Source organism: Youhaiella tibetensis (assembly GCF_008000755.1).
Lineage (GTDB): Bacteria > Pseudomonadota > Alphaproteobacteria > Rhizobiales > Devosiaceae > Paradevosia > Paradevosia tibetensis.
In genome coordinates this window covers 770355-784235 of sequence record NZ_CP041690.1, presented here as the reverse complement: position 1 = coordinate 784235, position 13881 = coordinate 770355, and the positions used below count along the sequence as shown (strand labels likewise).

At 65.2% G+C, this 13881-nt stretch carries 13 protein-coding genes; 8 read left to right on the top strand and 5 right to left on the bottom strand.

Annotated features, from left to right (window positions below; translation table 11 throughout):
• Window positions 1-13 precede the first annotated feature (13 nt).
• The 3 genes from FNA67_RS03815 to FNA67_RS03805 are packed head-to-tail and all read right to left on the bottom strand — an operon-like array spanning window position 14 to window position 3178.
• The gene (locus FNA67_RS03815) at window positions 14-1030 is read right to left on the bottom strand and encodes an Hsp33 family molecular chaperone (protein WP_371874383.1); all 1017 of its coding nucleotides are present in this window, start codon (window positions 1028-1030) and stop codon (window positions 14-16) included.
• The gene (gene argF / locus FNA67_RS03810; RefSeq protein ID WP_147655127.1) at window positions 1003-1929 is read right to left on the bottom strand and encodes an ornithine carbamoyltransferase; all 927 of its coding nucleotides are present in this window, start codon (window positions 1927-1929) and stop codon (window positions 1003-1005) included. Before argF ends, FNA67_RS03815 begins: the two co-directional genes overlap by 28 nt.
• Window positions 1930-1978: 49 nt before the next feature.
• Window positions 1979-3178 carry an aspartate aminotransferase family protein gene (locus FNA67_RS03805; protein WP_147655126.1) on the bottom strand — a complete coding sequence of 400 codons (1200 nt, stop codon included), beginning with the start codon at window positions 3176-3178 and terminating at the stop codon, window positions 1979-1981.
• 377 nt (window positions 3179-3555) lie between these two features.
• Between FNA67_RS03805 and FNA67_RS03800 the strand changes: the two genes are divergently transcribed.
• Window positions 3556-4101, top strand: a complete 546-nt coding sequence (locus tag FNA67_RS03800; RefSeq protein WP_147655125.1) for a GcrA family cell cycle regulator — start codon at window positions 3556-3558, stop codon at window positions 4099-4101.
• Window positions 4102-4274: 173 nt separating this feature from the next.
• Here FNA67_RS03800 and ppk2 read toward each other — a convergent pair whose 3' ends face one another.
• Window positions 4275-5132 (bottom strand): polyphosphate kinase 2, encoded by an 858-nt coding sequence (gene ppk2, locus FNA67_RS03795; RefSeq protein WP_244616459.1) that lies wholly within the window; start codon window positions 5130-5132, stop codon window positions 4275-4277.
• A gap of 84 nt (window positions 5133-5216) precedes the next feature.
• On the opposite strand from ppk2, the gene FNA67_RS03790 reads away from it, so the two are divergent.
• From FNA67_RS03790 to phoB, 7 genes are all read left to right on the top strand, one after another.
• Window positions 5217-6488 (top strand): sensor histidine kinase, encoded by a 1272-nt coding sequence (locus FNA67_RS03790; RefSeq protein WP_147655124.1) that lies wholly within the window; start codon window positions 5217-5219, stop codon window positions 6486-6488.
• Between the two features lie 272 nt (window positions 6489-6760).
• The gene (locus FNA67_RS03785; protein WP_049707779.1) at window positions 6761-7786 is read left to right on the top strand and encodes a substrate-binding domain-containing protein; all 1026 of its coding nucleotides are present in this window, start codon (window positions 6761-6763) and stop codon (window positions 7784-7786) included.
• A gap of 91 nt (window positions 7787-7877) precedes the next feature.
• Window positions 7878-9335 (top strand): phosphate ABC transporter permease subunit PstC, encoded by a 1458-nt coding sequence (gene pstC, locus FNA67_RS03780; protein WP_147655123.1) that lies wholly within the window; start codon window positions 7878-7880, stop codon window positions 9333-9335.
• Window positions 9332-10651, top strand: coding sequence for a phosphate ABC transporter permease PstA (pstA, locus tag FNA67_RS03775; protein WP_147655122.1), 1320 nt, complete (start codon window positions 9332-9334; stop codon window positions 10649-10651). Before pstC ends, pstA begins: the two co-directional genes overlap by 4 nt.
• Before the next feature lie 9 nt (window positions 10652-10660).
• Entirely contained in the window at window positions 10661-11467 is an 807-nt protein-coding gene (gene pstB, locus FNA67_RS03770; protein WP_049707776.1) for a phosphate ABC transporter ATP-binding protein PstB, read from the top strand.
• A gap of 10 nt (window positions 11468-11477) precedes the next feature.
• The gene (gene phoU / locus FNA67_RS03765; RefSeq protein WP_049707775.1) at window positions 11478-12188 is read left to right on the top strand and encodes a phosphate signaling complex protein PhoU; all 711 of its coding nucleotides are present in this window, start codon (window positions 11478-11480) and stop codon (window positions 12186-12188) included.
• A gap of 42 nt (window positions 12189-12230) precedes the next feature.
• Window positions 12231-12932 (top strand): phosphate regulon transcriptional regulator PhoB, encoded by a 702-nt coding sequence (gene phoB / locus FNA67_RS03760; RefSeq protein ID WP_049707774.1) that lies wholly within the window; start codon window positions 12231-12233, stop codon window positions 12930-12932.
• Between the two features lie 50 nt (window positions 12933-12982).
• Here phoB and FNA67_RS03755 read toward each other — a convergent pair whose 3' ends face one another.
• Window positions 12983-13819, bottom strand: coding sequence for a MurR/RpiR family transcriptional regulator (locus tag FNA67_RS03755; RefSeq protein ID WP_244616457.1), 837 nt, complete (start codon window positions 13817-13819; stop codon window positions 12983-12985).
• Between the last annotated feature and the right edge of the window lie 62 nt (window positions 13820-13881).

Below are 13881 nucleotides of genomic sequence, written 5' to 3'. Positions count from 1 at the left end.
GGCCTTGTCATTTTCAGTGTTCGGTTTCGAACTCGTGCGGCTTGAAGTGGTAGGCCGCAGAGCAGAACTCGCAGACCACTTCGATCTCGCCATCGACCGCCATGTCCTGGCGCTCCTCGGCGGTGAAGTTTTCGCGCAGCATGGATTCGACGCGCTCGGCCGAGCAGGTGCAGCGTTCTTCCATGTCCATGGCCGGGAAGACGCGGACACCCGTCTCGTGGAAGAGGCGGAAGAGCATGCGCTCGGGGGAAAGCTCGGGGTCGGCCAGCTCGGCATCCGAGAGGGTGCCGAGAAGGGCGCGGGCGGTTTCCCACTTGTCGTCGGCCGGCGTGTCGTCGTTCTCGAAATTGCCGTCGCCCGGCAGGTCGCGAACCACGCCCATGCCGTGCTCGGGCAGGAACTGCAGCAGGACGCCACCGGCACGCCATTGCGGACGCACGTAGCCCTTCTCCGAGTATTCGGCGACGGCGAGGCGGACCATGGTGGGGATCTGCTCGGACTGCTGGAAGTAGGTATGGGCCACTTCCTCGAGCGACTGCCCCTCGAGCGCGACGATGCCCTGGTAGCGTTCGGTGTGGGCACCCTGGTCGATGGTCATGGCCAGATGGCCATGGCCGAGCAGTTCGCCCGGCCTGGTCTTGCCCAGTTCGGAAGCCTTGACGAGCGCATCATGGTCGAAGCGGGCATAGCCGCGCAGACCATCGGGCGCGTCGAGATCGACGACGATGAGGTTGACCGGGCCATCGGTCTGGGTCTGCAGGATGAAACGCCCCTCGAACTTGAGGGAGGAGCCGACCAGCGCCGCGAGCACCACCGCCTCGCCCAGGAGGCGCGCCACCGGAGCGGGGTAGTTGTGGCGGTTGAGGATCGAATCCAGCGCCTCGCCCAGCCGCACGGAGCGGCCACGGCAATCCAGACCTTCCAGAGTGAACGGCACCACGACATCGTCGCCGCTTTCGGGGCGGTCGAGGCCGAGCGTGGACAGCAGAGTTTCAGCAGCCATTAAAGCGTTTCGATCCCGAACACCCAGCACAGGATCGCCTTTTGTGCGTGTAAGCGATTTTCGGCTTCATCAAAGACAACCGATTGAGGCCCATCAATGACCTCATCGGTAACTTCATCGCCGCGGTGAGCAGGCAGGCAGTGCATGAAGAGTGCATCCTTGCCGGCCTCGGCCATTAAATTGGGATTGACCCTGTAGGGTTTCAAGATGCGGCGACGCTCCACCTCGTCGGTGTCGCCCATCGACACCCAGGTGTCGGTGATGACGAGATCGGCGTCCTTGACAGCCTCGTGGGGGTCTTCCATCAGGCGCACGGCGCTGCCGGCAGCGCGGATGTCGGCCAGCATGCCCTGGTCCGGGCCGTATTCCTCGGGGACGGCGATATCGAGCCTGGCGCCGAGCAGCTTGGCGGCATGGACCCAGGAGGCCATGACGTTGTTGCTGTCGCCGACCCAGGCGATCTTGGCGCCCTCGATGGAACCGCGGTTCTCCTCGAAGGTCATGACGTCGGCCATGACCTGGCAGGGATGGGCGCGGCGGGTGAGGCCGTTGATGACGGGCACCGAGGAGGCGCCGGCAAGCTCGAGCAGGTCGTCGTGGCTCAGGATGCGGATCATGATCGCATCGACATAGCGCGACATGACGCGGGCCGTGTCGGACAGGGTCTCTTCACGCGAGAGCTGCATTTCCTGGCCGGTGAGCATGAGCGTCTGGCCGCCGAGCTGACGCATGCCGACATCGAAGGAAACGCGGGTGCGGGTGGACTGGCGCTCGAAGATCATGGCCAGAACCTTGTCCTTGAGCAGGAGCGGTCGCTCGCCTTTCTTGAGGAGCTCCTTGAGCTCGCTGGCCAGGGAGAGCATGCCCCGGAGCTGTTCGGGGGTGAAATCGAGTAGGTTTAGAAAATGCCTTGGGGTGCCGGTCATTTTATTGGTCCGGTTTCCTTTGTTGAGGGCTTTGAGGAAGGTCCGCCGATCAATCGATCGGCGGCACGTTGCCCGGTTCACTATCAAGGGCGGCGAAGGCATCGGAAATCTTGCCGATGGCTTCCTTGACGTCATCTTCGGTGATGACGAGCGGGGGGAGAAGTCGCAGGACGTTGTCGCCGGCGGCAACGGCCAGGAGCTGGTGGTCGGCGCGCAGGCGCTCGACGAAATCGCGCACCGGCGGCACGATCTTGATGCCGGTGATCAGGCCCTTGCCGCGCAGTTCCACGATGTACTGCGGATATTTCTGGGCGAGCTGCTGGAGGTGCCATTGCAGCACCTGGCCGACCTGCTCGACATGTTCGAGGAAGCCGGGGGCCTGGATACGGTCGAGAACGGCGTTGCCGATGGTACAGGCCAGCGGGTTGCCGCCATAGGTCGAGCCGTGAGTGCCCGGAACCATGGACGCGGCAACCGGGCCCTTGGCAAGGCAGGCGCCGAGCGGGAAGCCGCCACCGATGCCCTTGGCGACGGCCATGATGTCGGGCTCGATACCAGTCCACTCATAGGCGAAGAAGCGCCCGGTACGACCGTAGCCGCACTGCACCTCATCAAAGATGAGCAGCATGTCGTGCTTGTCGCAGAGCGCGCGCAGGCCCTTGAGGAACTCGACCGGCATGGCGGTGACGCCGCCCTCGCCCTGGACGGGCTCGAGCAGGATGGCGCAGGTCTTGTCGTCGATCAGGGCCTCGACTGCCTTGAGGTCGCCGGGGGCAAGATGCCTGAAGCCGGCGAGCGGCGGGCCGAAGCCTTCGATGTAGTGCTCGTTGCCGCCGGCGGCGATGGTGCCCAGGGTGCGACCGTGGAAGGAGCCGGTGAAGGCGATGATCTCGTACTTCTCCGGCTGGCCCTTGGCCCAGAAATAGTGGCGCGCCGTCTTGATGGCGCACTCGACCGCTTCAGCACCGGAATTGGTGAAGAACACCGAGTCCGCAAAGGTGGAGTCGACGAGCCGCTGGCCCAGCCGCTCCTGCTCGGGAATGGAGAACACGTTGGACGTGTGCCAGACCTTCTCGGCGGCGGCCTTGAGGGTGGAGACCAGGTGCGGGTCGCCATGGCCCAGCGCGTTGACGCCGATGCCGGAATGGAAATCGAGGTAGGCCGTACCATCCTGCGCGTATAGGCGCACACCCTCGCCTCGCTCAAAGGCGAGACCGGACCGGGCGTAGGTGCCGTACAACGCAGACATGATTGTTCCCCATTCCTAAGTGTTGCTGGAAGGCCGCGCACGGCCCAATAAAAACCAAAAACGCGCTGCACTTGGGCGGCGCGTTACGCGTTCCAGATAGGCCTGAGAGGCCGTAAAAGTCAATGTTCTCCGGCCAAGGCGCTGATTTGACTCGGCCTTTGGTTCTCCACCGCTAAAGCAGGGTTTTCCCGGTGGAATTTGCTGGGGGACTCTTGATCCCGATTCTTGGGGCCGTGTAGTATCCTGAGCGTTGGGAACACGATATCTCGTGTGGCGGACCCACTCAACATACGACGCATAGCGTATTGGCTGCCGGCTCGTCCCGGCAGTGCGAAGAGAGATTCTGTCTGAATTTAAGCGGCTAGGAGCTAATGTCGATGGGCTGGACCGAAGAGCGGGTAGAACTGCTGAAAAAGCTCTGGATGGAAGGCTTGAGCGCCAGCCAGATCGCAGCGGAACTTGGCGACGGGGTCACCCGTAACGCCGTCATCGGCAAGGTGCACCGGCTCAAGCTTTCGGCCCGCGCCAAACCGGCAACCACGGCGCCGCGCGCCCGCACCACCGCCCGTCCGGCTCCGCGCCGCGTGGCCAGCCCCTCGACGGGCTCGGCCGGCGCAGGGCATTCCTCGGGCATGGCGCGGCGGCAGACGGTGGTACGCACCCAGGTCGTGGGCGCCACGGCGCTGGCCGTGACCGAGGAAATGGAAGTGGAGAGCTACGTGCCCCCGGCCGCCGAGATCTTCATTCCCGAGTCCGAGCGCATCGGGCTGCTGGGCCTGAACGAACACACCTGCAAGTGGCCGATCGGCGATCCGCTGACCCCGGACTTCTATTTCTGCGGCCGTGAATCGGAAGAAGGCCACCCCTATTGCGAGTTCCACTCGCGCCGCGCCTACCACCAGGTGGAGAAGCGCAAGCGCTAGGCGCCAGCAGCGAGAGACGAACAAGCGGCCGGATTTTCCGGCCGTTTTTGTTTTTGGGGGTGGTGGCCGGGTGTCCGGATCTATTGTTTGCCCGGTGCCTCTGACTTACCCCCACCCTCGGTCCCTCCCCACAAGGGGGAGGGAGGCGCTGGGGGTGGTCCCTGCCCCGCGGTTCAGGTGCCGGAGTAGTGGGCTAGGAAGTCCTTGGCGGTGAGGACGATCTGGGGGTCGATCTGGCCGATCTGCTTTTCGTCCTTGCCGGCGTAGTCGAAGCCGGAGAGGACGAGGCGGATGACGCTCAGGCGGGCGCGGCGCTTGTCGTTGGCGCGCACGATCGTCCAGGGGGCGTAGTCGGTGTCGGTTTCCTCGAGCATGGTGTTGCGCGCCTTCGAATAGGCTTGCCAGCGCGGCAGGGCCTCCATGTCGATGGGCGAAAGCTTCCAGACCTTGAGGGGATCGTGGCGGCGGTCGTGGAAACGCTTGAGCTGCATTTCGCGGCCGATATCGAGCCAGATCTTGTGCAGGTGAATGCCGTCGGCCACCAGCATGCGCTCGAAGCGGGGCGCCTCGATGAGGAATTCGGCGGTCTGCTCGGGCTTGCAGAAGCCCATGACCGGCTCGACGCCGGCGCGGTTATACCATGAGCGATCGAAGAGCACGGTCTCCCCGGCCGCGGGGAGCCAGTCGACATAGCGCTGGAAATACCACTGCGTGCTCTCCCGGTCGTTGGGCTTGGGCAGCGCGGCGATGATGTTGTAGCGCGGGTTGAGGTTGGCCAGGTAGGTCTTGATGGTGCCGCCCTTGCCGGCGGCGTCGCGCCCCTCGAAGACCAGCATGATGCGGTCCCCGTTCTTGGCCAGGTGCGACTGGAGCAGGACGAGCTGCTTCTGCACGCCGAGCAGTTCGTCGGCATATTGCTCGTCATCGAGCTTCCTGGAATAGGGATAGCCGCCCGACTCCATGGCGGCCTTCTTGATACCCTTGGGGAGATCGGGGTTCTCTATATCGAAACTGTCGTACGGGTCTGCCACACTGATCCTCCTATAAGAACGCCACCGTGCTATGAACCCGGAAGGCGCGCAAGACGGCGGCCCCCCGCCTACCAGGAATTCACAATGACCAACGACACTTCCGGCAATTCCCACAACCCGCTCCCGGGCTGGAAGGAAATGCTTTCGCGCCGGCGGGCGCTGCTGCTCGTGGTGGCCATCGTGCTACTGGTCATCGCCATTGCCGGAGGAGCCTCCTACTGGGGCATGGCCATCGCGTTCCTCGCCATCGCCATCGCGGCCGCGTTCATCCCCTCGGCGCCGGCCATCGGCAAGGCGGCGCCGGCCAACGGGGCCGATACGGAGCGCGACGCCCATATCATCGCGTTCGCCGATGCGCTGGGCGACCCGTGCCTGCTGCTCAGCCGGCGCGGCGTGATCGTGCATCGCAATTCGGTGGCGGCGCGCGAGTTCCCCAGCGCGCGGCTCGGCGACCCCGTAGCCTTCTCGTTCCGGACCCCGGCCATGCTCACCGCAATCGACGCGGCGATGCAGACGGGTGTGGCGCAGACGGTGGAACTGCACCTGACCGTGCCCAACGAGACCTGGTACAAGGTGATGATCTCCCCGTTCCGCATGGGCGGGCCGACCGCCGACCCGACGCTGACGATCCTGACGCTGCAGAACCTGACCGACCAGAAGCGGGTCGAGGCCATGCGCTCGGACTTCATCGCCAATGCCAGCCACGAGCTGCGCACGCCGCTGACCTCGCTGATCGGCTTCATCGACACGCTGCTCGGTCCTGCCTCCAAGGACCAGGCGGCCCGCGAGCGGTTCCTGGGCATCATGCGCGGACAGGCGCAGCGCATGTCCAAGCTCATCGACGACCTGCTCTCGCTCTCGCGCATCGAAATGCGCCAGCACGTGCTGCCCAAGGGCACGGTGGACCTGGGCATCCTGCTGCGCGAAGTCAGCGAGGGGCTGGAAAGCCTCTCCCAGGAAGCGGGCGTGGCGGTGAGCGTGGAAGTGCCCGAGGGCAAGACCAATGTGACGGGCGAGCGCGACGAACTCTACGAGGTATTCGAGAACCTGCTCGAGAACGCCATCAGCTATGGCGGGGACGGCGGCAAGGTGGATATCGTGCTGGCGCCCGTGAGCAACCGTCCCGGCTACGATTTCGCGGTGACGGTGACCGATTACGGCCCCGGAATCGAGCCGCAGCATGTGCCGCGCCTGACCGAACGCTTCTACCGGGCGGATGCGGACAGCAAGAAGAAAAAGGGCACCGGGCTGGGCCTGGCCATCGTCAAGCACATCGTGCAGCGCCATCGCGGCAACCTGACGATCAAGAGCCAGCCCGGCGAAGGCACGCGCGTGGAAGTGCTGCTGCCGCGCTAGGGCGGGAATCCCCTCGGGGACTCGCCGGGAGCAAGTGCACGAGGGCGGGGGAAATTGTCATTTTCCACCGCAGTTTTGATGTGCGCTGATAAAATCCCTTTTGTATTCAGCGACTTGAATTGTCACAGAACTGCAATCGAACTGACATAAAACCATAGCGGCAGGCCCATAGGTTGCCCCCGTCAAACACGGGACCCCGGTCTGGTCGAGCCAGAATGACCGGCTGACCGCCCGGGTTTGGGGACCCACAAGTTTCCTGAAAGGAAGACCTCATGAAGACCGCTCTCTACGCCGGCGTTGCGCTCGTTGCGTTGTCGGCTCTCGGCGCCACTTCTGCCTTTGCCCGCGACCAGATCCAGGTCGCCGGTTCCTCCACCGTTCTGCCCTATGCCAAGATCGTTGCCGAGGCTTTCGGCGAGACCTATCCGGACTTCAAGACCCCGGTCGTGGAATCGGGTGGTTCGGGCGCCGGCATCAAGCAGTTCTGCGAAGGCGTGGGTGAAGACAAGATCGACATCGCCAACGCTTCGCGTGCGATGAAGGCCGACGAGCTGGCCACCTGCAAGACCAACGGCGTCGCGGACGTCGAAGAGGTCAAGATCGGTTACGACGGCATCGTGTTCGCCACCGACATCAACGGCCCGGACTTCGCCATCCAGCCGGCCGACATCTACAAGGCCCTGGCCGCCAAGGTCGTCGTCGACGGCAAGCTGGTGGACAACCCCTACTCCAAGTGGAGCGAAGTGAACCCGGCTTTCCCGGAATGGGATATCGCCGCCTACATCCCGGGCGAAAAGCACGGCACCCGTGAAGTCTTCGAAGAGAAGCTCATGACCGCCGGCTGCGACAAGGATGGCCTGAAGGCCGCCGGCGTCGCCGACGCCGATGTCGCCAAGACCTGCATCGCCATCCGCAAGGACGGCAAGGCTGTCGATATCGACGGCGACTACACCGAGACCCTGGCCCGCATCGACTCGAACAAGACCGGCATGGGCGTGTTCGGCCTGGCCTTCTACGAGAACAACGCCGACAAGCTCAAGGTCGCGACCGTTGGCGGCATCACGCCCTCGACCGAGACCATCGCCGACGGCACCTACCCGGTTTCCCGTCCGCTGTTCTTCTACGTCAAGAAGGCTCACCTGGGCGTCATCCCGGGCCTGAAGGAATATGTCGAGTTCTTCCTGTCGGACGAAATGACCGGCCCTGACAGCCCGCTGGCCCAGTACGGCCTGGTTGCCGCTCCGGACGCCGAGCGTCAGGCCCAGCGCGACAAGTTCGCCGCCGGCACCACGATGTAATCAGCGGGAAGGCGCGGCTCCGAAAGGGATCGCGCCTTCCACCTCTTCAACGGCAGCTCCCGGCACAGGGGGCGCAATACAGGGAAGCAAGATGTCGGCAACCATAGTCTTCGCCATCATCGCCGCGATCGGTGTGGTCGCGTTCGTGATCGGACGCCAGCGCGCCGCAGCACAGCGCGACGGGGCCGCCAAGCCGCACTCCCTGCCCAACTACCACGGTTGGTGGGCGTTCCTGCTCGCAACCGTTCCCGCAGTGCTTTTCCTTGTCGTGTGGGCGATCGGCGCCAGCATCTACACCGACAACATGATCAATGCGCAGCTCCCGGCCGATATCAGCGTCGGTGAGCGCAGCCTGGCGCTCGGCATGATCGACCGCGCCGCCGGCGCCCTGGGCGCCCTCGATATCCATACCGCCGCCGACCTGCCGAAATCCTATGCCGATTTCGTGCCCGTCGCCGCCGAGCAGGGAATCCTGCTCGCCAGCCAGGGCCAGGACTACATGCTGCCCATCGCGCTGAGCGTGAATGAAACGGCCACGCTGGCCAGCCGCCTGGGCGGAGGCATCGCCATCATCCTGGCGCTCGCCGGGGCCGCCATCGGGCTGGGCATGGTCAAGCCGCGCGCCCGCGCCCGCAACAATGTGGAGCGCGTCATGCTCTGGGCCCTGTTCGGCGCCTCGGGCATCGCGATCCTGACCACCATCGGCATCGTGCTCTCGATGCTTTCGGAAACCATGACCTTCTTCTCCCAGGTCAATCCGATGCACTTCTTCTTCGGCACCGTGTGGGACCCGCGTTTCGCCGCGGCCGGCGCGACCGACAGCGAAGGCCAGTTCGGCCTCATCCCGCTGCTCGCCGGCACGCTCTACATCGCGCTCGTCTCGATGCTGGTCGCCGTGCCCGTGGGGCTCATGTCGGCCATCTACATGGGTGAATATGCCTCCCCGCAGGTGCGTTCGATCGTCAAGCCGGTGCTCGAACTGCTCGCCGGTATCCCGACCATCGTCTACGGTATCTTCGCGGTGGTGACCCTCGGGCCCTTCCTGCGCGACCTTTCGGCGGCCCTTGCCGGCGGCACCGCCTTCATCCAGGCGCAGTCGGTCTTCACGGCCGGGTTCGTGATGGGCGTGATGCTCATCCCGCTGGTGTCCTCGCTTTCGGACGACGTGATCACCGCCGTGCCCCGCGCCATGCGCGACGGTTCGCTCGGCCTGGGCGCGACCCGCTCGGAGACCATCAAGCGCGTCATCCTGCCGGCGGCGCTGCCGGGCATCGTGGGCGCACTGCTGCTCACCGCCTCGCGCGCCATCGGCGAGACCATGATCGTGGTGCTGGCGGCGGGCGTTGCCGCGCGGCTCACCATCAATCCCTTCGAGGCCATGACCACCATTACGGTCAAGATCGTCAACCAGCTGACGGGCGACCTCGAGTTCAACTCGCCGCAGACCCTGGTGGCCTTCGCCCTGGGCCTTACCCTCTTCGTGATCACCCTGGGGATGAACGTGTTCGCCCTGTGGATCGTCCGCCGCTATCGGGAGCAGTACGAATGAGCCAAGCTGTCATGGATACGCAGGCTTCCGCCGCAGACGTTCCGGCCCGCCGCGATATCGGCCTCAAGCGCCGCTACGCCGCCGAACAGCGCTTCCGCGCCATGGGTATCGCCGCCATCGCCTTCGGCGTCATATTCCTGGTGATCCTGCTCGGCTCGATCGTCAGCAAGGGCTATACGGCGTTCGTGCAGACGGCCATCACCATTCCGGTGAACTTCTCTGCCGACATCATCGACAAGGGCGACAAGCGCGCCAGCGACCCCAAGGTGCTGGTGACCGCCAACTACCCGCAGGTGGCCCGCCTCTCGCTGGCCGCCGTGCTCGGGGTCGACCCGAGCGACAGCAAGGCGATGAAGCAGGTTTCGGGCATGGTCTCGGATTCGGTGCGCGGGCAGCTGCGCGCCATGGTTCAGGCCGATCCCTCGATCGTGGGCACCACCCAGACGGTGGCGCTGCTGGCCGGGGCCGATATCGACAGCGCCAACAAGGGCCAGATCGACCTCTCCGTGCCCGAGGCCAAGCGCAAGGTTTCCGACCAGCAGATCGCCTGGCTCGAGGAGCTGCGCCAGCACGGCCGGATCTCGACGCCCTTCAACTGGGGCCTGTTCACCTATGGCGCCTCCAGCCGCCCGGAAGCTTCGGGCCTGGGCGTGGCCATGGTCGGCTCGGCCTACATGATGCTGATCGTCCTGATCGTCGCCCTGCCGATCGGGGTTGCCGCCTCGATCTATCTGGAGGAGTTCGCCCCCAAGAACCGGGTGACCGACATCATCGAGATCAACATCAACAACCTGGCCGCCGTCCCCTCGATCGTCTTTGGCCTCCTCGGCCTGGCCGTCTTCATCAACTTCATGGGCATGCCGCGCTCGGCGCCGATCGTGGGCGGGCTCGTGCTCTCACTGATGACGCTGCCGACCATCATCATCGCCACCCGCGCCGCGCTGCGCTCGGTGCCGCCCTCCATCCGCTCGGCGGCGCTGGGCCTGGGCGCTTCGCGCATGCAGATGGTGTTCCACCACGTGCTGCCGCTGGCGATGCCCGGCGTGCTCACGGGCACCATCATCGGCCTCGCCCGCGCCCTGGGCGAAACCGCCCCCCTGCTCCTCATCGGCATGGTGGCGTTCGTGGCGGACTATCCGGCGACCCCGCTGCAGCCGGCGACCGCCCTGCCCGTCCAGATCTACATGTGGTCCAACGAAGCCGAACGCGCCTTCGTGGAACGCACTTCCGGTGGCATTATCGTGCTGCTGGCCTTCCTTGCCGTGATGAACATCACCGCCATCATCCTTCGCAAACGCTTCGAACGCCGCTGGTAGGACCGACAAATGAGTGAAGCTATGACCCTCGACACCGCTCCGGCGCCCGCAAGCACCGTTCCCGTCAAGATCCGCGGCAAGGACGTCTCGGTCTTCTACGGGGAGAAGCAGGCCCTGTTCGACGTCAACCTCGACATCGAGCGTAACCGCGTGACTTCGCTCATCGGCCCGTCCGGTTGCGGCAAGTCGACGTTCCTGCGGTGCCTGAACCGCATGAACGACACCATCGACTCCTGCCGAGTGACCGGCGAGATCCTGCTCGACAGCGACGACATCTATGACCGCAATATCGACGTGGTCGAGCTGCGCGCCCGTGTCGGCATGGTGTTCCAGAAGCCCAATCCCTTCCCCAAGTCCATCTACGAGAACGTGGCCTACGGCCCGCGCATCCATGGGCTGGCCCGCACAAAGGCCGAGATGGATGAAGTGGTCGTCTCCTCGCTGCGCCGCGCGGGCCTGTTCGAGGAGGTCAAGGATCGCCTCGACTCCCCGGGCACCGGGCTTTCGGGCGGGCAGCAGCAGCGCCTGTGCATTGCGCGCGCCATCGCCACCAAGCCCGAAGTGCTGCTGATGGACGAGCCCTGCTCGGCGCTCGACCCGATCGCCACCGCCATCATCGAAGAGCTCATCGACGAGCTGCGCGAGAACTTCACCATCGTGATCGTGACGCACTCGATGCAGCAGGCCGCCCGCGTTTCCCAGAAGACGGCGTTCTTCCACCTCGGCAAGCTGATCGAGGAAGGCGTCACCGAAGAGATCTTCACCAATCCGGTCAACAAGAAGACCCAGGACTACATCACTGGCCGTATCGGCTAAGGAGCCCTAGATGCCCACCCTACAGAGCGAACACATCGTCTCCTCCTACGAGGATGAGCTGACCCAGCTGGCCCGGTCGATTTCCGAGATGGGCGGGGAGGTGGAAGCGGCCGTGCTGAACGCCACCACGGCGCTGCTCAAGCTCGACCATAACCTCGCCCGCCAGACGGTCGCCGCCGACAAGCGCATCGACGAGATGCAGCGCAAGATCGACGAAACCGCGGTTTCCATGATCGCCCGCCGCCAGCCCATGGCCACGGACCTGCGCTCGATCATCACCTCGATCCACGTGGCCAACGACCTCGAGCGCGTCGGCGACATGGCCAAGCAGGTCTCGCGCCGCGCCCTCCAGATCGAAGGCCTGTCGCTCGCGCCCAAGTTCTACAACGGGCTCAAGCACATGACGGACCTGATCCTGGCCCAGCTCAAGGCGGCGCTCGATGCCTATTCGACCCGCAACGGGGCGGCCGCGATTGCCGTGTGCAACCGCGACGACGAGATCGATGCGCTCTACACCTCGATCTTCCGCGAACTGCTCACGTACATGATGGAGGATCCGCGCAACATCACGCAGTGCACGCACCTGCTGTTCTGCGCCAAGAACCTCGAGCGCGTCGGCGACCACGCCACCAACATCGCCGAGGCCGCCTTCTATCTCGACACCGGCCGGTATCTCTCGGGCGACGTCGAAGACCTCCACCGGACCCAGGTTCGCGAGTAATCTCGCGAACCCCCAGCCTTTCCCCCACCCGGAACCGCTGAAATGCCTGCAACGATCATGATCGTCGAAGACGAGGCCGATCTGGCGCTGATGATGCGCTACAACCTCGAGGCGGAAGGATTCACCGTGCTCTCCTCGGCGAGCGGCGATGAAGCCGCCGACCAGATGCGCGAGAAGATCCCCGACCTGATCCTCCTGGACTGGATGCTGCCCGGCCTTTCGGGCATCGAGCTCTGCCGCCGCTGGCGCGCCCGCGAGGAAACCGCCCGCGTGCCGATCATCATGATCACGGCGCGCGGCGAGGAAGAGGAGCGCGTGCGCGGCCTGGCGACGGGCGCGGACGACTACGTCGTCAAGCCGTTCTCCATCCCGGAGCTCCTGGCCCGCATCAACGCGCTGCTGCGCCGGTCGAACCCCCAACTCGTCACCACCGTACTCAAGGCGGGCGACCTGGAGCTGGACCGCACCAGCCACCGCGTGCGCCGCTCCGGCCGCGAGGTGCATCTGGGGCCGACGGAATATCGCCTGCTCGAATACCTGATGCGTCACCCCGGCCGCGTCTATTCGCGCGAGCAACTGCTCGACGGCGTCTGGGGCAACGACGTCTATGTGGACGAGCGAACCGTGGACGTGCATGTCGGACGGCTGCGCAAGGCCATCAATCGCGGCAAGAGCGCCGACCCGATCCGCACGGTACGTGGCGCCGGCTATTCCTTCGACGAGCAGTTCGCGGCGGCGAGCTGAGACTAAAGCGCGCTGGTGGGTCTCTGCCGGCGCGCTTCTTCCCGCCGAGGCTAATTGTGCTCGACCGAGCCCATCCGCTTTTCCGCGCTCGGCCAGGCCAGTTCGGTGGCGCGCGCGATCAAGGCCTCGGTGAGCGCGAAGATGGCGGTGTTGGCATCCCAGGTGCGATCGACCGCGATGCGGCAGGGCAGCACGATCTTGGCGTAGCGCGAGAGCGGGGAAATCCACTCATCGGTGATGAGCACCATGAAGGCGCGACGCGCCGCCAGACTGGCGGCGACCTCGAGCAGGTCGGCGTCGTAGCGGCGGATATCGAAAAGCACCACGGTGTCATCGGCGCGGATATCGAGCAGCTGGTCGTTGCGGGCGGCGGGACGGCCATCGAGGCGGCGCACGCCGGGGCGCACGAGACGCAGATGCGCTTCCATGTAGCTGGCCATGGCATCGGTGAACCGGCCACCCACGATATGGCAGCCCCGCTTGAGATCGGCGAGGCGGGCGCTGGCGGCCTCGAACTCGGAGGTGGGTATGCGCGCCGCAGAGGCGTGCATGTTGGAGGTCACCTGCGAGAAGAAATCGCCCAGGAAGTCGCCGATGGCGGTCTGGTGACGGACGGCGGCGAGGCTGCGCTGCAGGGGCGACTTGGCGCGTTCCTCCAGCTCCTCGCGCAGGCACCGCTGGAAATCGGGATAGGACTTGAACCCGAGCTGAGCGATGAAGCGCAGGACGGTGGCGGCGCTGGCCCCGCTTTGCTGGGCGAACTCGGCGACCGGGGCCAGGCCGATGGTGGGGTAATTGGCGAGCAGCCCGCGCGCGGCGCGCTTCTCGGCGGCGGTGAGCCGGTGGTTGGCTTCGTGGATACGGGCCTCGACGCTCGGACTTTCCACGGTCATCCCCCTCGCAGACGCTGAAACGACAATTTCAATATTGACAGATATCGCCGATACGG